The organism is Mycobacterium sp. NPDC003449 (genome assembly GCF_053588415.1).
The window spans coordinates 92,554-111,495 of the sequence record NZ_JBSFPX010000002.1; the positions used below are offsets into that span (position 1 = coordinate 92,554).

17 protein-coding genes are annotated in these 18,942 nt (G+C 67.1%); 10 read left to right on the forward strand and 7 right to left on the reverse strand.

What is annotated here, in order from left to right; genetic code table 11:
* Positions 1 to 28: 28 nt before the first annotated feature.
* The 3 genes from ACWDTP_RS01285 to ACWDTP_RS01295 all read right to left on the reverse strand — a co-directional run bounded on the left by ACWDTP_RS01285 (position 29) and on the right by ACWDTP_RS01295 (position 1,646).
* Positions 29 to 490, reverse strand: a complete 462-nt coding sequence (locus ACWDTP_RS01285; protein WP_450015751.1) for a peroxiredoxin — start codon at positions 488 to 490, stop codon at positions 29 to 31.
* 5 nt (positions 491 to 495) lie between these two features.
* Positions 496 to 933, reverse strand: a complete 438-nt coding sequence (locus tag ACWDTP_RS01290) for a DUF3052 domain-containing protein (RefSeq protein ID WP_450015753.1) — start codon at positions 931 to 933, stop codon at positions 496 to 498.
* A gap of 131 nt (positions 934 to 1,064) precedes the next feature.
* Positions 1,065 to 1,646, reverse strand: a complete 582-nt coding sequence (locus tag ACWDTP_RS01295) for a hypothetical protein (RefSeq protein WP_450015755.1) — start codon at positions 1,644 to 1,646, stop codon at positions 1,065 to 1,067.
* 148 nt (positions 1,647 to 1,794) lie between these two features.
* Between ACWDTP_RS01295 and aceE the strand changes: the two genes are divergently transcribed.
* The 7 genes from aceE (at position 1,795) to ACWDTP_RS01330 (ending at position 11,494) form a co-directional block, all read left to right on the forward strand.
* Entirely contained in the window at positions 1,795 to 4,584 is a 2,790-nt protein-coding gene (gene aceE / locus ACWDTP_RS01300) for a pyruvate dehydrogenase (acetyl-transferring), homodimeric type (protein ID WP_450015757.1), read from the forward strand.
* A 119-nt stretch (positions 4,585 to 4,703) separates the two neighbouring features.
* Entirely contained in the window at positions 4,704 to 5,990 is a 1,287-nt protein-coding gene (locus ACWDTP_RS01305; RefSeq protein ID WP_450015759.1) for a PucR family transcriptional regulator, read from the forward strand.
* Positions 5,991 to 6,152: 162 nt separating this feature from the next.
* A complete protein-coding gene (locus tag ACWDTP_RS01310) occupies positions 6,153 to 7,061 on the forward strand; it encodes an ACP S-malonyltransferase (protein ID WP_450015761.1) in 909 nt (302 codons plus the stop codon).
* A 100-nt stretch (positions 7,062 to 7,161) separates the two neighbouring features.
* A complete protein-coding gene (gene acpM, locus ACWDTP_RS01315; RefSeq protein ID WP_018599434.1) occupies positions 7,162 to 7,461 on the forward strand; it encodes a meromycolate extension acyl carrier protein AcpM in 300 nt (99 codons plus the stop codon).
* Positions 7,458 to 8,708 (forward strand): 3-oxoacyl-ACP synthase KasA, encoded by a 1,251-nt coding sequence (gene kasA, locus ACWDTP_RS01320; protein ID WP_450015764.1) that lies wholly within the window; start codon positions 7,458 to 7,460, stop codon positions 8,706 to 8,708. Before acpM ends, kasA begins: the two co-directional genes overlap by 4 nt.
* 54 nt (positions 8,709 to 8,762) lie before the next feature.
* Positions 8,763 to 10,016, forward strand: a complete 1,254-nt coding sequence (kasB, locus tag ACWDTP_RS01325) for a 3-oxoacyl-ACP synthase KasB (RefSeq protein ID WP_450015766.1) — start codon at positions 8,763 to 8,765, stop codon at positions 10,014 to 10,016.
* Between the two features lie 53 nt (positions 10,017 to 10,069).
* Positions 10,070 to 11,494: an acyl-CoA carboxylase subunit beta gene (locus ACWDTP_RS01330; protein WP_450015768.1), complete on the forward strand. Its 1,425-nt coding sequence runs from the start codon at positions 10,070 to 10,072 to the stop codon at positions 11,492 to 11,494.
* 96 nt (positions 11,495 to 11,590) lie between these two features.
* Here the strand turns inward: ACWDTP_RS01330 and ACWDTP_RS01335 are convergent, their stop codons facing one another.
* From ACWDTP_RS01335 to ACWDTP_RS01345, 3 genes are read right to left on the reverse strand one after another with little or no spacing between them, the layout of a single operon-like run.
* On the reverse strand, positions 11,591 to 12,043 hold the full coding sequence (locus tag ACWDTP_RS01335; protein WP_450015770.1) for a hypothetical protein: 453 nt from the start codon (positions 12,041 to 12,043) through the stop codon (positions 11,591 to 11,593).
* A gap of 22 nt (positions 12,044 to 12,065) precedes the next feature.
* Positions 12,066 to 13,103 carry an aldo/keto reductase gene (locus ACWDTP_RS01340; protein WP_450015772.1) on the reverse strand — a complete coding sequence of 346 codons (1,038 nt, stop codon included), beginning with the start codon at positions 13,101 to 13,103 and terminating at the stop codon, positions 12,066 to 12,068.
* Positions 13,104 to 13,124: 21 nt separating this feature from the next.
* On the reverse strand, positions 13,125 to 14,480 hold the full coding sequence (locus ACWDTP_RS01345) for an MFS transporter (protein WP_450015774.1): 1,356 nt from the start codon (positions 14,478 to 14,480) through the stop codon (positions 13,125 to 13,127).
* A gap of 156 nt (positions 14,481 to 14,636) precedes the next feature.
* On the opposite strand from ACWDTP_RS01345, the gene ACWDTP_RS01350 reads away from it, so the two are divergent.
* From ACWDTP_RS01350 to ACWDTP_RS01360, 3 genes are read left to right on the forward strand one after another with little or no spacing between them, the layout of a single operon-like run.
* A complete protein-coding gene (locus tag ACWDTP_RS01350) occupies positions 14,637 to 16,427 on the forward strand; it encodes a gamma-glutamyltransferase family protein (protein WP_450015776.1) in 1,791 nt (596 codons plus the stop codon).
* Positions 16,427 to 17,287: a dihydrodipicolinate synthase family protein gene (locus tag ACWDTP_RS01355; RefSeq protein ID WP_450015778.1), complete on the forward strand. Its 861-nt coding sequence runs from the start codon at positions 16,427 to 16,429 to the stop codon at positions 17,285 to 17,287. Before ACWDTP_RS01350 ends, ACWDTP_RS01355 begins: the two co-directional genes overlap by 1 nt.
* Positions 17,288 to 17,337: 50 nt before the next feature.
* Complete coding sequence (locus ACWDTP_RS01360; RefSeq protein ID WP_450015780.1) at positions 17,338 to 18,150, forward strand: SDR family NAD(P)-dependent oxidoreductase; 813 nt, start codon at positions 17,338 to 17,340, stop codon at positions 18,148 to 18,150.
* 18 nt (positions 18,151 to 18,168) lie between these two features.
* On the opposite strand, the gene ACWDTP_RS01365 is transcribed toward ACWDTP_RS01360, so the two are convergent.
* Entirely contained in the window at positions 18,169 to 18,894 is a 726-nt protein-coding gene (locus ACWDTP_RS01365; protein ID WP_450015782.1) for a GntR family transcriptional regulator, read from the reverse strand.
* Between the last annotated feature and the right edge of the window lie 48 nt (positions 18,895 to 18,942).

Sequence of the window (18,942 nt, forward strand, 5' to 3'; positions counted from 1 at the left end):
GGATTCTGCGGGCGACCGGAAATCCGGATCACGCGTTCAGGGCCGCAAGCGCGTGCGCCCACACCTTCTGATCGCGCGCCTGGCCCGGTTCGAGCATCTCGGCGAACCGGATGGTTCCGGTCCGGTCGACGACGAAGGTACCCCGGTTGGGGTAGCCGGTGTCTGCGTTTAACACGCCGTACTCCTGCGCCACCGCCCCGTGCGGCCAGAAATCGGACAGGATCGGGAAGGTGAAGCCGCTTTGGGCGGACCAGATCTTGTGGGTGGGCGGCGGACCCACCGAGACGGCGAGCGCGGCCGTGCCTGCGGTGTCGTAGACGCCCGGATGGTCGCGGATCTCCCCGAGTTCGGCCTCACAGATCCCGGTGAACGCGAGCGGGAAGAACACCAGCAGCACATCCCTGGCGCCCCGGTACGAGCCGAGGGTGACGGGCCTGCCGTTCTGATCGGCGAGGGTGAAGTCGGGAGCCGGCGTGCCGACCGACAGCACCTGCGTCAGGTCCGTTTTCCGGCCGCCTTCGACTTCGGCTGCACCAGGCGACTGGCCGTCCAGTCCCCCAGCTTGGCCGACGAGGTCTGCATCAGCCCGGCCGTCGGCGCCGATTCGGCGATCTCGGCCGGCTGAACGTGCCCGGATTTGCCCGTCTTCGGGGTCACCACCCAGATCACGCCGTCCTCGGCGAGTGGGGTGATGGCATCCATCAGCCGGTCGACGAGATCGCCGTCGCCGTCGCGCCACCAGAGCAATACGACGTCGACCACGTCGTCCGCATCCTCATCGAGCAGCTCCGAACCGCACGCGTCCTCGATATCGGCCCGGATGTCGTCGTCGGTATCCTCATCCCAGCCCAACTCCTGGACGATCTGCCCCTTGCTGATGCCCAGCCCTTGGGCGTAGTTCGGGTCAGAATCCTTCCCCGCCGCCGCGACCACCCTCGGTCCTCCTTAGCTTTCGACGCTTTGTGAAGCTCTGTCCGCAGCCCGGTGCTGCCGATGCCTGGCCCTATCGTCGCACGCCGGGGTGCAAGTGCGGGCGCCCGGCGGGCCAGTTTGTCGATCCGGCGTCAATACGCAGCATCACACCGGTCCAATGCGTTCTCCCGTGCGGTGTTGGACCGGTTCGACGCGGAGTTGAACGCATCGGGCCCGGAATCGGCCGACATGGTCGCCGCGAGCGCCTTCACCGAGTCCACCCATTCGGTCAGCGCTCCCCGCAGATCGGGCGTGAGCGCGTCGGACAAACCGGCGCTGACCAGTTCGGCGCTGCGGTTGAGGGCGTCGATGGCCGGCCCGGCCTTGGCCTTCGCGTCACCGGTGTTGTTGTTGACGGCCTCGATGTAGACGTTCACCGCGTCGACCGCGTCCACCGCCGAGGTGCTCAGGTCCTCGCACACGGTGTGGACGGCCTTGGTGGTCAGCGAGGCCTGCCGCTCGGACTCCCTGGCGACCGAACTCGACATGGACACGTCGATCGACGCCGAGATGGACGCCCGGTACACCGGTGCCGCCTCGCGATCGACCTGTGCGGTACCGCCGGTAACCGAGGTGCAGCCGACCACCACCATGGCGGCGGCCGCGGCGCCGCCGAGCCCGAGCGCGGCGATCCTGCACCTCGCCCCACGGCCTGCCACACCTGGCCAACCCATCCCCACGATCTGCAGACGTTACCGGTTCGTCCCGGTTCCGACGGGTTCATTGCACTCGCCACCCCGGCCGAGCGAATGCGGCAGGATGAGTGGACGATGGAAGGCGCCACAAGCGCAGAAGTAGTTACCGCCTAACAAGGAGCGGAAGTTGACCACCGAGTTCGTGCGCCAGGACCTGGCTCAAAACTCCAGCAGCACACCAGAACCCGACCGTGTCCGGGTGATTCGTGAGGGCGTCGCCTCGTATCTGCCCGATATCGACACCGATGAGACCGGGGAATGGCTGGAATCGTTCGACGAGTTGCTCGAGCGTTCCGGCCCGGCCAGGGCGCGCTATCTGATGTTGCGGTTGCTGGAACGGTCTCGGGAGAAGCGGGTCGCCATTCCCGCGTTGACCTCGACGGACTACGTCAACACCATTCCCACCGAGTTGGAGCCGTGGTTCCCCGGTGATGAGGATGTCGAGCGGCGCTTTCGCGCCTGGATCCGGTGGAACGCCGCCATCATGGTGCACCGCGCGCAGCGTCCGGGAGTCGGTGTGGGCGGCCATATTTCCACCTACGCCTCCTCCGCATCGCTCTACGAGGTCGGGTTCAACCACTTCTTCCGCGGCAAGTCCCATCCGGGCGGCGGCGATCAGGTCTTCATCCAGGGCCACGCCTCGCCGGGCATCTACGCCCGCGCGTTCCTCGAGGGCAGGCTGACCACCGACCAACTGGATGGTTTCCGCCAGGAGCACTCGCACAAGGGCGGCGGGCTGCCGTCCTACCCGCACCCCCGGCTGATGCCCGACTTCTGGGAGTTCCCCACGGTCTCGATGGGTCTGGGCCCGATGAACGCGATCTATCAGGCCAGGTTCAACCACTACCTGCACGACCGCGGCATCAAGGACACCTCCGATCAGCACGTCTGGGCGTTCCTGGGCGACGGCGAGATGGACGAGCCCGAGAGCCGCGGCCTGATCCAGGTGGCCGCCAACGAGGCGCTCGACAACCTGACCTTCGTGGTCAACTGCAACCTGCAGCGCCTCGACGGCCCGGTGCGCGGCAACGGCAAGATCATCCAGGAACTCGAATCGTTCTTCCGCGGCGCCGGGTGGAACGTCATCAAGGTGGTCTGGGGCCGCGAATGGGACGCCCTGCTGCACGCCGACCGGGACGGCGCCCTGGTCAACCTGATGAACACCACCCCCGACGGGGACTACCAGACCTACAAGGCCAACGACGGCGCCTACGTCCGCGACCACTTCTTCGGCCGCGACCCGCGCACCAAGGCCCTGGTCGAACCGATGACCGACCAGGAGATCTGGAACCTCAAACGCGGCGGCCACGATTACCGCAAGGTCTACGCCGCCTACCGTGCCGCGACCGAGCACAAGGGCCAGCCCACCATCATCCTGGCCAAGACTATCAAGGGCTACACGCTGGGCAGCCATTTCGAGGGCCGCAATGCCACGCACCAGATGAAAAAGCTTGCGCTGCAAGACCTCAAGGACTTCCGCGACGTCACCCGGGTGCCGATCAGCGATGACCAGCTCGAGGCCGATCCCTACCTGCCGCCGTACTACCATCCGGGACCGGAGGCACCCGAGATCCGCTACCTGCTGGAACGTCGTCGCGCCCTCGGTGGCTTTGTGCCGTCGCGGCGCAACAAGCCCACCGCGCTGCCGCTGCCCGGCTCCGGCACCTACGCGGCACTCAAGAAGGGTTCGGGCAACCAGGCCGTGGCCACCACGATGGCCACTGTGCGCACCTTCAAGGAGCTGTTGCGGGACAAGAACATCGGGCCGCGCCTGGTCCCGATCATCCCCGACGAGGCCCGCACCTTCGGGATGGACTCGTGGTTCCCGAGCCTGAAGATCTACAACCGCAACGGACAGCTCTACACCTCGGTGGACTCGGCACTGATGCTGGCCTACAAGGAGAGTGAGGTCGGCCAGATCCTGCACGAGGGCATCAACGAGGCCGGGTCCACCTCCTCGTTCAGCGCCGTTGGCACGTCGTACTCCACCCACGACGAGCCGATGATCCCGATCTACATCTTCTATTCGATGTTCGGGTTCCAGCGCACCGGCGACGGACTGTGGGCCGCGGCCGATCAGATGGCCAAGGGGTTCGTGCTCGGCGCCACCGCGGGCCGCACCACGCTGACCGGTGAGGGACTGCAGCACGCCGACGGGCACTCATTGTTGTTGGCGTCGACCAATCCGGCCGCGGTGACCTACGACCCGGCGTTCGCCTACGAGATCGCCCACATCATCGAGAGCGGCCTGGCCCGGATGTACGGCGAGCACCCGGAGAACGTCTTCTTCTACATCACCATCTACAACGAGCCCTATGTGCAGCCCGCGCAGCCCGACGATCTCGATCCCGAGGCGCTGCTGCGCGGCATGTACCGGTACCGGCGGGCCACCGAGAAACGCTCCAACACCGCCCAGATCCTCGCGTCGGGTGTGTCGATGCCCGAGGCGTTGCGGGCCGCGGACCTGTTGACCGCGGAATGGGATGTGGCCGCCGACGTGTGGTCGGTGACCAGCTGGGGTGAACTCAACCGGGAAGGTGTCGAGATCGAGCGGCACCGGTTGCGCCACCCGGACGAGCCCGCCAGGACCCCGCACGTGACCAGTGCGCTGGCCGACGCGGCCGGCCCGGTGGTGGCGGTCTCGGACTGGATGCGGGCGGTGCCCGAGCAGATCCGGGCCTGGGTGCCGGGCACTTACATCACGCTCGGGACCGACGGATTCGGCTTCTCCGACACCCGGCCCGCCGCCCGGCGGTACTTCAACACCGACGCCGAGTCGGTGGTGGTGGCAGTGCTGGAGGGGTTGGCCCGCGACGGCGAGATCGACCCGTCGGTGGCGATCGCCGCGGCCAAGCAGTACCAGATCGACGACGTGTTCGCCGCCGCGGTGTCCTACGTCGACACGGGCAGCGCCTGACGTCCTCCGCGCGAGCAGACGCGCCGGTACCCGCAATCGCGTGGTTTCGGGTACGCCCGCGTCTGCTCGCCGAGTGACGTTTGGAGGAATCCACCAGAAAGTTGGCGTAGCTTTTAGGGATGCCCGACAATCGGTTCGTTCCGCCGAAATCCACCGTCGAGGTGCTCGAGAGCGTGCCCGATTCGGTGTTGCGCCGGCTGAAGCAGTATTCGGGCCGGCTGGCCACCGAGGCGGTACACGCCATGGAGGAACGGCTGACGTTCTTCTCCGACCTCGACGCATCCCAGCGCGCCAGCGTGCAGCTCGTGGTGCAGACCGCGGTGGTCAATTTCGTCGAGTGGATGCGCAACCCGGCCAGCGACGTCAGTTACACCGCGCAGGCCTTCGAGGTGGTGCCGCAGGATCTGCGGCGCCGGGTCGCGCTGCGGCAGTCGGTGGAGATGGTGCGCACCTCGATGGAGTTCTTCGAGGAGGTGGTGCCGCTGCTGGCCCGCAGCGAGGAACAGCTCACCGCGCTGACCGCGGGCATCCTGCGCTACAGCCGCGACCTGGCGTTCGCGGCGGCCAGCGCCTACGCCGATCAGGCCGAGGCCCGCGGTGCCTGGGACATCCGGATGGAGGCCAATATCGTCGATGCGGTGGTGCGCGGCGACACCGGCACCGAACTGCAGTCCCAGGCCGCGGCGCTGAACTGGGATGCCACCGCCCCCGCCACGGTGATCGTGGGCCTGCCGCGCCCGGACCGCATCGACCTGGTCCGCGACGACGTCCGCGATGTGGTGCAGCGCAACAACCGCGCCGCACTGTGCGACGTCCACGGCACCTGGCTGGTGGCGATCGTGTCGGGACCGTTGTCGCCGACCGAGCGGTTCCTGACCGAACTGCTCAGCGTGTTCGCCGACGGCCCGGTGGTGATCGGCCCGACGGCCACGACGCTGACGGCGGCGCACCTCAGCGCGACCGAGGCGATCTCCGGGATGAACGCGGTGATCGGCTGGACCGGGGCGCCCCGCCCGGTACCTGCGCGCGAACTGCTGCCCGAGCGGGCGCTGCTGGGTGACACGACCGCGATCGCGGCGCTGGACGCCGAGGTCATGCGGCCGCTGGCCGATGCCGGACCGGCGCTCACCGAGACTCTCGACGCCTATCTGGATTCCGGCGGGGCGATCGAGGCCTGCGCGCGCAAGTTGTTCGTTCATCCAAACACCGTGCGCTACCGGCTGAAACGAATCGCCGACTTCACCGGGCGCGATCCCGCCCTGCCGCGCGATGCCTACGTGTTGCGCGTCGCCGCCACCGTCGGCAGGCTCAGCAAACACCCTTACCAGACCAGCACGCCAAACAGCGGATTCACCACCGTCCGGGCGAGTCGCGAGCCCAGCGCGGGCGCACCGCAGCCCCGATAGAACAGCCGCGCCGATGGCCGCAGATCGCGCAAAGATATCGGCCACGTCGCATCACATGCAGTTTTGTGGAGAACCTACAAAAACATAAGACAAGGTTCATAATCTCTTACACCGCGCAAACCCGTCTTCACAGTGTTCTCTTAATGAGTGCCTCAAGGACCCGTGCTCGCATTGCTTGCCCCAGGACAGGGCTCGCAGACACCCGGCATGCTCACCGCATGGTTGGAGCTGTCCGGCGCTGCCGATCGTCTCGCGACGTGGTCGCAGATCAGTGGCCTGGACCTGACCCGGCTGGGCACCACCGCCACCGCCGAGGAGATCACCGACACCGCGGTCACCCAGCCGCTCGTGGTCGCCGCGACGCTGCTGGCGCACGAGGAGCTCGTCAAGCGCGGTGCACCCGAGACCACCGAGATCATCGCCGCGGGCCATTCGGTCGGTGAGATCGCCGCCTACGCGATCGCCGGCGTCATCTCCTCCGACGATGCGGTCAAGCTGGCCGCCACCCGCGGCGCCGAGATGGCCAAGGCCTGCGCGGTCGAGCCGACCGGCATGTCGGCGGTCCTCGGGGGCGACGAGGCCGAGGTTCTGGCCCGCCTGGAGTCACTCGACCTGGTGCCCGCCAACCGCAACGCCGCGGGCCAGATCGTGGCGGCCGGTGCGATCGCGGCGCTAGAGAAGCTCGCCGAGGATCCGCCGGCCAGGGCCCGGGTCCGTCAACTCGCCACCGCGGGCGCCTTCCACACCCGTTATATGGCCTCGGCGCTGGACGGCTACGCCGCCGCGGCGGCGTCGGTAACGACCGAAGAGCCCACCGCGACACTTCTGTCGAACGCGGACGGGCAGCCGGTCGCCTCGGCCGCCGACGCGATGGACAAGCTGGTCGCCCAGCTGACCAAACCGGTCCGCTGGGACCTCTGCAACGCCACCCTGCGCGAACGTGGCGTCACGGGAATCGTCGAATTCCCGCCGGCCGGAACGCTGGTCGGGATCGCCAAACGCGAGCTGAAGGGCACCCCGACGCGAGCCGTCAAGTCGCCAGGGGATCTGGACGGCCTGGGCGAACTCTGAGCCCCGGCGACAACCGCATACCGCCAAACCGCACAACCGATACGTCAGGAATAGCGCCCTCCGCATCCGGAGGGTGTCTCAACAAGAAGAAGGAGCCATAGTGGCCGCCAGTCAGGAAGAAATCATCGCCGGTCTCGCCGAGATCATCGAAGAGGTCACGGGCATCGAGCCGTCCGAGGTGACCCCGGAGAAGTCCTTCGTGGACGACCTGGACATCGACTCGCTGTCGATGGTGGAGATCGCAGTGCAGACCGAGGACAAGTACGGCGTGAAGATCCCCGACGAGGATCTGGCCGGCCTGCGCACCGTCGGCGACGTCGTCGCCTACATCCAGAAGCTTGAGGAAGAGAACCCCGAGGCCGCCGCCGCCCTGCGTGAGAAGTTCTCGGCAGACCAGTGACCAGGCCTTCCACTGCCAACGGTGGTTACCCCAATGTCGTGGTAACCGCCGTCACGGCGACGACTGCGCTCGCGTCGGACATCGAGAGCACGTGGAAGGGCCTGCTGGCAGGCGAGAGCGGCATCCGCGTCCTCGAGGACGACTTCGTCACCAAATGGGATCTGCCGGTTCGCATCGGCGGACACCTGGTGGACTCCATCGACGACCACATGACCCGGCTGGATATGCGGCGCATGTCGTATGTGCAGCGCATGTCGAAGTTCCTGAGCAAGCAGCTTTGGGACAACGCCGGAACCCCCGAGGTCGATCCCGACCGCTTCGCCGTCGTGATCGGTACCGGCCTCGGCGGTGGCGAGAAGATCGTCGAGACCTACGACGCGATGAACGAGGGCGGTCCCCGCAAGGTGAGCCCGCTGGCCGTTCAGATGATCATGCCCAACGGTGCGGCCGCGGTCGCCGGACTCGAACTCGGCGCCCGCGCCGGTGTCATCACCCCGGTGTCGGCCTGTTCGTCGGGTTCTGAGGCCATCGCACATGCGTGGCGCCAGATCGTGATGGGCGACGCCGATTTCGCGGTGTGCGGTGGTGTCGAAGGCGGTATCGAGGCGCTGCCGATCGCGGCGTTCTCGATGATGCGCGCGATGAGCACCCGCAACGACGAACCGGCCGCCGCGTCGCGTCCGTTCGACAAGGACCGCGACGGCTTCGTGTTCGGCGAGGCCGGGGCGATGATGATCATCGAGACCGAGGAGCACGCCAAGGCCCGTGGCGCCAAGCCGCTGGCCCGGCTCATGGGTGCCGGTATCACCTCGGACGCGTTCCACATGGTGGCTCCGGCCTCCGACGGTCTGCGGGCCGGCCACGCGATGAAGCGTGCGCTGGAGACCTCCGGTCTGGACGCCAAGGACATCGACCACGTCAACGCGCACGCCACCGCGACGCCGATCGGCGACACCGCGGAGGCCAACGCGATCCGGGTTGCCGGGGTCGAGCAGGCCGCGGTGTACGCGCCGAAGTCCGCGCTCGGCCATTCGATCGGTGCGGTCGGTGCGCTGGAGTCGATCCTGACCGTGCTGGCACTGCGCGACGGCGTCATCCCCCCGACGCTGAACTACGAGACGCCTGATCCCGAAATCGATCTCGATATCGTTGCGGGCGAGCCTCGGTATGGCGAATACCAGTACGCCATCAACAACTCGTTCGGGTTCGGTGGACACAATGTGGCCCTGGCCTTCGGACGGTACTGAGGCCTGCACTTCAGCCTCGCAAGGGTAAGCACGGAAGGAAAGAACGCAGCAAATATGGCGGGATTGTCCACCGGGAATGGTCTTCCCAATGTGGTTGTCACCGGCGTAGCAATGTCGACGGCGCTGGCAACCGATGCTGAAAGCACCTGGAAGAAGCTGCTCGACGGCCAGAGCGGCATCCGCGAGCTGACCGATTCGTTTGTCGAGGAGTATGACCTGCCGGTTCGTATCGGCGGGCATCTCCTGGAGGATTTCGAACATGACCTGACGCGGGTCGAGCTGCGCCGGTTGTCATATTTGCAGAAGATGTCGACGGTGCTCGGCCGCCGAGTCTGGGACCACGCCGGGTCCCCGGAGGTCGATGCCCGTCGGCTGATGGTCTCGATGGGTACCGGCCTCGGCTCCGCCGAGGAACTCGTCTGGGCCTACGACGGTATGCGGGCCAAGGGCCTGCGTGCGGTGTCCCCGCTGGTCGTGCAGATGTACATGCCTAACGGCGCGGCGGCGGCGATCGGTCTGGAGCGCAAGGCCAAGGCGGGCGTCTGCACCTCGATCTCGGCCTGCGCGTCGGGGTCAGAGGCGATCGCCAACGCCTGGCGCCAGATCGTGCTCGGCGAGGCCGACATCGCGATCTGCGGTGGGGTGGAAACCAAGATCGAGGCGGTGCCGATCGCCGGTTTCGCCCAGATGCGCATCGTGCTGTCCAACACCAACGACGATCCGGCCGGCGCCTGCAGGCCCTTCGACAAGGACCGCAACGGGTTCGTGTTCGGCGAGGGCGGTGCCCTCATGGTGATCGAGACCGAGGAGCACGCCAAGGCCCGCGGCGCCAACATCCTGGCCCGCATCATGGGTGCCAGCGTGACCTCGGACGGCTACCACATCGTGGCGCCGGATCCCAACGGCGAGCAGGCCGGCTACGCCATGACGCGGGCCATCCAGCTGGCTGGTCTGGCGCCCACCGACATCGACCACGTCAACGCGCACGCCACCGGCACCAGCGTCGGCGATGTGGCCGAGGGTATGGCGATCAACAATGCGATGGGCGGGCACCGGCCCGCGGTCTACGCGCCGAAGTCGGCCCTGGGCCACTCGGTCGGCGCGGTCGGCGCGGTCGAGTCCATCCTGACGGTCCTGGCGTTGCGGGACGGCATCATCCCGCCGACGCTCAACCTGCGCAATCTCGATCCGGAGATCGATCTGGACGTGGTCGCCGGTGAGCCGCGGCAAGGCGATTTCAAGTTTGCGATCAACAACTCGTTCGGATTCGGTGGGCACAACGTCGCGCTCGCCTTCGGGAAGTACTGACACCCGCGTTCCCGTAGGCGCAAGCCGGCATCCGACAGCTACAGGAGGTTTGTATGACGATCATGGCCCCCGAGGCGGCTGCCGAATCACTCGATCCGCGCGATCCGCTGTTGCGCCTGAGCACGTTCTTCGATGACGGCAGCGTCGAGCTGCTGCACGAGCGGGACCGTTCCGGTGTGCTGGCCGCGGCCGGCACCGTCAACGGTGTCCGCACGGTCGCCTTCTGCACCGACGGCACCGTGATGGGCGGCGCCATGGGCATCGAGGGCTGCGCCCACATCGTCAACGCCTACGACACCGCGATCGAGGAGCAGAGCCCGATCGTGGGCATCTGGCACTCCGGGGGCGCGCGCCTGGCCGAGGGGGTCAAGGCCCTGCACGCGGTGGGCCTGGTCTTCGAGGCGATGATCCGGGCATCGGGGTACATCCCGCAGATCTCAGTGGTCGTCGGTTTCGCCGCGGGCGGCGCCGCCTACGGGCCCGCCCTCACCGACGTCATCGTGATGGCCCCGGACAGCAAGGTCTTCGTCACCGGCCCGGACGTGGTGCGCAGTGTCACCGGCGAGGACGTCGACATGGTCTCGCTCGGCGGGCCCGACGCCCACCACAAGAAGTCCGGGGTGTGCCACATCGTCGCCGACGATGAGCTCGACGCCTATGAGCGCGGCCGTCGCCTGGTCGGATTGTTCTGCCAGCAGGGCCATTTCGACCGCAGCAAGGCCGAGGCCGGCGATACCGACCTGCACGCGCTGCTGCCGCAGTCGGCCCGCCGCGCCTACGATGTGCACCCGCTGCTGACCGCACTGCTCGATGACGGGGTGCCGTTCGAGGAGTTCCAGGGCAAGTGGGCCCCGTCGATCGTGGTGGGCCTCGGCCGGCTGGCCGGCCGCACCGTCGGGGTGATCGCCAACAACCCGCTGCGCCTGGGCGGCTGCCTGAACTCCGAGAGTGCCGAGAAGTCGGCACGTTTCGTGCGGCTGTGCGATGCGTTCGGCATCCCGTTGGTCGTCGTGGTCGACGTGCCCGGCTACCTGCCCGGGGTAGACCAGGAATGGGGCGGGGTGGTGCGCCGCGGCGCCAAACTGCTGCACGCCTTCGGCGAGTCGACGGTCCCCCGCGTCACGCTGGTGACCCGCAAGATCTACGGCGGGGCCTACATCGCGATGAACTCGCGGTCGCTGAACGCCACCAAGGTGTTCGCCTGGCCGGACGCCGAGGTCGCGGTGATGGGCGCCAAGGCCGCCGTCGGCATCCTGCACAAGAAGAAGCTGGCCGCCGTTTCCGATCCCGCGGAGCGCGACGCGCTGCACGAGGAGCTGGCGATCGAGCACGAACGGATTGCCGGCGGTGTGGATTCGGCGATCGAGATCGGTGTGGTCGACGAGAAGATCGATCCGTCACACACCCGCAGCAAGCTGACGCAGGCGCTGGCCGAGGCCCCGCACCGCCGCGGCCGCCACAAGAACATCCCGCTGTAGGCTCTCAGCCGGCGCACTTTTCCCTCGCGAGCAGACGTAAAACTGCCCCTTTCCACGTGGAAAGAGGCAGTTTTACGTCTGCTCGGCCTACATCGGTCAGGTATGTGGATGGGTGGCCCGCGGCACCCGGACGATGTGCTCGCGCGACAACTCCCCCTTGCCGTTCGTTTCGGCCGGCAACTCGACCGCGCTGGGCGAACGCTCACCGATGAGCTCGATGATGTAGTGCGTCACCGGATAGTCCTCCAGGTTCTTCAGCCTGTGTGTCTTCAATCCTTTTGTGTGGCCGACGGTTTTGAAGAACGCGAAGTTCTTCTCGGCGTTCTGGACGTGCATCCAGTCTTCCTCGTCATCGATGTCCTGGGATCGGGCCCGGCCCGCCGTCGGCCACAGGATCAGGTGATCGTGCTGATGCGAGTGGTAGAAGATCGCCTCGCCGGGACCGAGGTTCATGGCCCACACCCGAATTCGATCATTCTCGAAGACGAGTTCGTCGCCAGGGTCGGTCGGGTACTCGCCCGCGGTCCCATTCGCCGGATTGTCAGCCATCTTCTCTCCTCACACTGGAATTTCAGTTGACGGGTACAGCGCGGTCGTCGAGGCGCTCAGGGTCGTCACCGACATCGGTCGGCCCGCCGATGCTGTCGAACGGCGCGCCGAGGGTTATCGCGCTGGCCTCGTCGAGGCGCTCGACGATCTCGGCCGACAGATCCAACTCTATGGCTCGCAGATAGTCATCGAGCTGGTCGGCCGTTCGAGGGCCGGCGATGGTCACCAGGGTCGACGCCGAGCGCCGGTTCATCTGCCGCTGCCAGGCGATCGCCAGCTGCCCCGGTGACACGCCCAGCCCGGCCGCGATCTCAAGGACCGTGTCCAGGGTCCCGGTGCGGCGTTCGGCGTCGTCGGCATAGACGAGAACGCCGCGCCCGGACCCACCCGTCCGGTACTTGCCGGTCAGGTATCCGCCGCCGAGCGGTGAGTACAGCGCCGCGCCCAGCCCGAATGCCTCTGCCATCGGCAACAATTCACGCTCCGCGGTGCGCTCCACCAGGCTGTGCTCGACCTGGATCCCCACTATCGGTGCGAATCCACGCAGCTCGGCGAGGGTTTGTCCGCGGGCAACCCGCCAGGCCGGGAAATTGGAGAGGCCACCGTAGAGGATCTTGCCCGACCTGACCAGATTGTCGAAGCCCAAGACGATTTCGTCGATGGGTGTCACGCGATCGTCGTAGTGCGCCCAATACACGTCCAGGTAGTCGGTTTTCAGGCGCCGCAACGAGCGTTCAACCGATCGAGCCATGCTGCGTCGGCTGTTGCCCGCGAGCAGACGATCCTCCGGCCGTCCAGATCCGCGACTGTACTTGCTGGCCAGGACGAACTGCTCGCGTTGTGCCCCGAGAAGCTTCCCGACGAACTCTTCGGAGTCTCCGTCCTGATAATTGCTCGCCGTATCGATGAAGGTTCCACCGGATCCGGCGTAGCGGTCGACGATGCGACGCGCCTCCTCGAGGGTGGCCCCTTGGCGCGTCCTCGATCCGAATGTCCCGGTGCCCAGGCATAATTCGGAGATACGCAGGCCGTTGTTGCGGCCGAATGTCAGTTGTTTCACCGATGAACTCCTGTGTGGCGGTCAGCGAGACCGGTCCGGCGGCTGGACCGTGGGCTCCAGCGCGGCCTGGCCGCGGTCTTTCAGCATGAGCGTGGCGACCAGGGTGATCAACCCCATCGCCACCATGTACACCGAGATGGGCCATGAGCTGCCACCCGACCAGGCCACCAGCGCCGTGGCGATCATCGGGGCGATGCCGCCACCGAGGATTCCGGCGCAGTGATAGCTCAGCGACGTGCCGCTGTAGCGGACCCGGGTCGGGAACATCTCGGCGTAGATGGTTCCCTGCACGGCGTAGGGAACCATTCCGGCGAAGGTGTACATCACGACGACCGCCAGCACGATCGCGGCGAAGCGGTTGGTGTCGATCAGCCAGAAGAACGGAAACGCGAACACGATTCCCAGGATCGTGCCCGCGAGATAGGTCCGCTTTCGGCTGACCCGATCCGACAGGTATCCGGCGACGGGCACAGCTACGACCGACGTCAGGGCCGCGACGGTCACCGCCGCCGTGGCGCGCGATCCGTCGCTGCCCAGTTGGTTGACGATGTAGGAGACCGAGAACGCGGTCACCATATAGCCCTGCACGTCTCCGGCCAGCCGCAGCGAGATCGCCTGGACAAGCTGGCGCCAATGGTTCCTGAGCAGGTCCACGATCGGGATACGCTCGGCCTCAGTCTCTTTCATCTTCTCATGCGCCGCGACGAACGCCGGCGTCTCGCTGATCTGCAACCGGACATAGAGCGCCACGACCAGCAGCAGGGCACTGGCGAGGAAGGGCACGCGCCAGCCCCACGCCAGCAGGGCTTCTTCGGGCAGCAGCTCGATGAGTGCGAAGGCCCCGGTCGCCAGGAGCAACCCCAGCGCCAAACCGGTCTGCGGAAAACTGCCGAAGAGACCCCGCTTTCGCGCCGGCGCGTGCTCGACGGCGATCAGCACGGCACCACCCCACTCCCCCGAGACCCCGAGCCCCTGGGCCACCCTGAGCAGGACGAGCAGTACCGGAGCCCACGAGCCGATGGCGGCCGGGGTCGGCACCAGCCCGATCAGAAACGTACTGCCACCGGTGATCAGCAGACTGACCACCAACAGCTTCTTCCGGCCGACCCGGTCGCCGAAGTGGCCGAAGATGACGGCGCCGATCGGCCTGACCACGAAAGCCACGGCGAGGATCGCGAAGGACGCCAGCGCGCCCGCCGTCGGCGACAACGCGGGGAAGAAGACCTTGCCGAAGACCAGCGCCGAGGCGGTGCCGAACAGAAAGTAGTCGTACCACTCGATCGTCGTGCCGACCAGGCTCGCGACCGCCACTTTGCGCAACTGACTGTCACCGCCCCGCGCTGTGGGCTGGGCATCGGCGATGGGCTGCGTTTGCATGCTGTGAACCTTCCGGACTGGCGGGTACCGAGGAAGTTGTCGATGGCGCGGGTGACTAACACCCTCCAAGTCGGATGCTAGATTGTCAATATAGCATCCAATTTATCTCCACCGGATATTCAGCGGTCGCCGCTCACCACGTCGAAAGGCCACCCTTTGACTCAACCCTTCCTCGCCCGTCCGAATGTGGTCGGCTCGTTCGGGGCAAGTGCATGTACCCACTGGGTGGCGGCCGGCGTCGCGCAGGCCGTACTGGAACGCGGGGGCAATGCCTTCGACGCCGCCACGGCCGCCGGTTTCGTCCTGCACATCGTGGAACCTCATCTCAACGGCCCCGGCGGCGACCTTGTCGGCATCGTCGCCCCGGCCGGTTCCAGTCCCATGGTCCTGTGCGGACAGGGGCCGGCCCCCGCCAAGGCCACCATCGGGCATTTCGCCGCAGAAGGCCTCGACGCCGTTCCGGGCTCCGGTGCGCTGGCCGCCGCCATCCCTGGCGCGGTCGATGCCTGGCTGCTACTGCTGCGTGATCACGGAACCTGGGAGCTCGACGAGGTTCTCGGCTACGCCATTCACTACGCCACGGTCGGCCAACCCCTGCACCCCCACGCCGCGGCCGCCATCGCCGGTGTCCGCGACCTCTTCGACCGGCACTGGCCGACATCGGCCACGCAGTGGTTGCGCGACGGCGAGGCACCGCCCGCGGGCACAGTGGTCGGCAACCACACCTATGCCGCGACATTGCGCCGGCTGTGCCGAGAAGCCCGAACCGGCGCCGGGCCCGACGCGAGCCGGGTCGCGATCATCGACCATGCTCGCACCGTGTGGGCGAATGGCTTTGTCGCACAGGCAATCGAAGAATTCTGCTGCTCGACACCGCACCTGCACTCCACCGGCACGATTCATCGCGGCGTCATCGAACGCAACGATCTCACCACTTTTCGGGCCGGCTGGGAGGCTCCGGTCGTCGTCGACTTCCGCGGGTCACGCATCTACAAGGGCGGTGCCTGGGGGCAGGGTCCGCTTCTGCTGCAATGCCTCACGATCTTGGCGGGCTTCGACGACGACCAATTGGACCTGGCCTCCCCCATCGGTATTCACAACGTCGTCGAGACACTGAAACTCGCGCTGGCCGACCGCGAAGCGTACTTCGGCGACGGTCTTGCGTCCGCCGCGCTGGCGGAGTTGCTGTCGAACTCATACGCCGCGACCCGGCGGGCGCTGATCGACGAGTCGGCCTCCGCCCGGTTTCGGCCGGGCCGCGGCGACCGGCTGCCCGAGCCGTTCCATCCGGTCCTGCGCACGGCGTCGGCCGAACACACCGGGGCCGCGGGTGAGCCCACCGTCACGCTCACCGGAGCGGTGCGTGGCGACACCTGCCATATCGATGTCATCGACCAATACGGCAATGCCGTCTCGGTCACGCCGTCCGGCGGCTGGCTGCAGTCCTCACCGACCATCCCCGAACTCGGGTTCGCCCTCGGCACGCGCCTGCAGATGTGCCACCTCGATCCGGCCAGCCCGTCGGCACTCCGTCCCGGCCGTCGACCGCGCACCACGCTCAGCCCGACGCTGGTGACCACGGGTGAGCAGACCACCGTCATGGGCACCCCTGGCGGTGATCAGCAGGACCAGTGGCAACTGCTGTACCTGTTGCGCACCCTGATCTTCGGTCACTCGCCACAGGAGGCCATCGAATCCCCCATGTTCCACACGACCAGCTACCCGTCGAGCTTCTGGCCGCGCACGTGGGAACCTGCGGGCCTTGTGGTCGAGGGACGCCTGGACGCGTCCATCGTGGAGCGGCTGCGCAGCGCGGGCCACGTGGTCCGGGAAACCGCCGACTGGTCGTTGGGCCGCCTGACCAGTGTCACCCTGGACCGGTCGACCGGTTTGATCACCGCCGCCGCCAACCCTCGCGGTGCCCAGAACTACGCGGTGGGGCGCTGATGGCGGATCCGCCCGCCACCTGGGGAATGCTCGCCACACCGTTCACCGACGACCTCGAGCTCGACAAACCGTCCATGCGCGGATACGCCCGAACCCTGGTCGATCGCGGGTGTGGTGGGTTGGTCGCGCTGGGGGTGATCGCGGAACCGGGTTCCCTCAGCCTGGCCGAGCAACTCGGTTGCATCGAATGCGCGCTGGCCGCCGGTGTCCCGCTGATCGCCGGCGTGATGACGACCGACCCCGAGTGGATCCGCAAGGCAGCCAGCGCTTTCGGCGTCGAGTACGGCGACGACCTCGCCGCCCTGATGCTCCCCGTCCGGTCGGCCGACGCCAAGGAGGTGATACACCACGTACGTGAGGTACAGGACGCATCCGGGCTCCAGGTCGCACTGCAGGACTATCCCGCATCGTCGGGTGTGCGAATCGAAACCGATGCCCTGCTGGAGGTTGCGGCCGCCACCGGGGTGACGCTCATCAAGTGCGAATCGCAGCCGACGTTTCACCGCATCCGCCAACTCAAGGACGCGGCGCCGGAGTTGACACTGATGTCGGGTCTGGGCGGCGCAGGGCTCATCGAGGACCTCGCGAGCGGGGCGACCGCCGTCGCGATCGGCATCACCCGACCCGAGATCATCTCTGAGGCAAGCCATTTGTGGAGTCGCCGGGAACTCGACGCGGCGCGCGGCCTGCTCGGGTCGATCGGATCACTCGTCAACTTCGAGATCCAACAACGCACCAGCATCGGAATACGCAAGGAGCACTGGCGTAGACAGGGAGTGATCTCGAGCGCTGCGGTACGACCGCCGACACTGCCGTATCGCGATACGTTCGCCCCACTGAGCCGGGGACTCGGCTATTGACCGCGGGCCGCGGGGCACAAGAGATATCGGATTCCAGGAAAGAGAGCATCATGACCCCAGGTGAGTACAAGCCCGAGATGATGAACCCGGAACAGCCTGAGCCACTTGGCTGGACCATGCCGGGGCTCGATCGGCGAACCATCGTCGTCACCGGTGCGGGCAGCGGGATCGGTGCGGCCGCGGCCCGTGGCCTGAGTGCGGCGGGCGCCCGCGTCCTCGGCATCGATCGCGATGAAAGCGGCCTGCGCGCCACCGCGGAATCGGCGGCCGCGGGGATGCGGACCCTCGTGGTCGACCTGCTCGACCCGGCGAGTCCGCAGCGCGTCGTCTCGACCGCACTCGAGGCATTCGGAGAGCTCAGCACCGTCGTCCACATCGCCGGCGTGTCCCGCTGGGGCTCCATGCTGGACGTCACCCGCGAAGACCTCGAATTCCAGACCGGGGTCAATGTGTACGCGCCCTTCTTCCTGACCCAGGCGGCCGTCCCGCACCTTCGAGAAACACACGGTCAGGTGGTGTTCTGCGGATCGTCCACCTCGGCGTACCGCGGAGCCGCCGGTGCCGTCGGCTATGACGTCTCCAAGCACGCCGTCCTCGGCCTGATGCGGGCGCTCACCGCCGAACTCGCCCCGCAGGGGATCCGGGTCAACTCCATCTCGCCGGGGACCACGATCTCGCCGATCAACGACTCGTTGTTCGAACGAGAAGGCTGGGTGGAGAAGACCATTCAGAAAATTCCGGACGGCCGGTTCGCGCAACCCCATGAGCACGTCGGCGCGATCGCCTATCTGATCTCCGACCTCGCGACACACGTGCACGGTCACGATATCGTCGTCGACGGGGGCCGGCTCAGCAGCAGTTGACACCGACGGGTCGACGGGTCAGGTCGCCGACAGGTCCGCGGCGTTGCTTTCCACCCAACGAGCCGTTGTCTCGTTGGAAGAGCGGATGTGTGCCGTCATCAGACGGCGTGCGGTCGCGCCATCCTGCGCCTTGATCGCCTCTGCGATCGCCACGTGCTCCTCGAAGTTCTTGTTCAGCAGACGGCTGTTCCCCTTGTAGCCACCGTAGGAGAGATTGTGTGGCAGCTTCCTGCGCAGTTCTTTGATGCTGGTGGTCAGATGCTTGTTCCCGGCCGCCTCGAGGATCACGGCGTGGAAGAGGTCGTTGGTCTGCGCCCACTTCTCGGCCAGATCGTCGCTGATCGAGGGCGCGCCGGCGATCTCCCGAAAGGACTGCAGCGCAACGTCGAGCCGGACGATCTGATCGTCGTCGATGCGCTCGGCGGCCAATTCGGCGGCGAGCCCCTCGAGCTCGGCCCGCACCACGCCGATCTCCACCACATCGTGACTGGAATGCCCGTTCACCCGCGCACCCCGGTTGGGGACAATGGTCACGATCCCCTGCGCGTTGAGCACCCGGAGGGCTTCGCGCACCGGCGTGCGACTGATCCCGAACTCGGTGGCCAGGGAGTCGTGCCGGAGCCAGCTGCCGACCGGCACCTCGCCCTTCAAGATCTTGCGGTGGATGGCCGCGGCGACCTGCTCACTGAGCGGTGCCTCGTCTCCATCGTGGCCGATGGCGTCGGCGAGCGCGGGGTTGATCAACTATCCCGCCCCCTGCGATCCCTGGCTGACATCGGCGAACCTCACGCC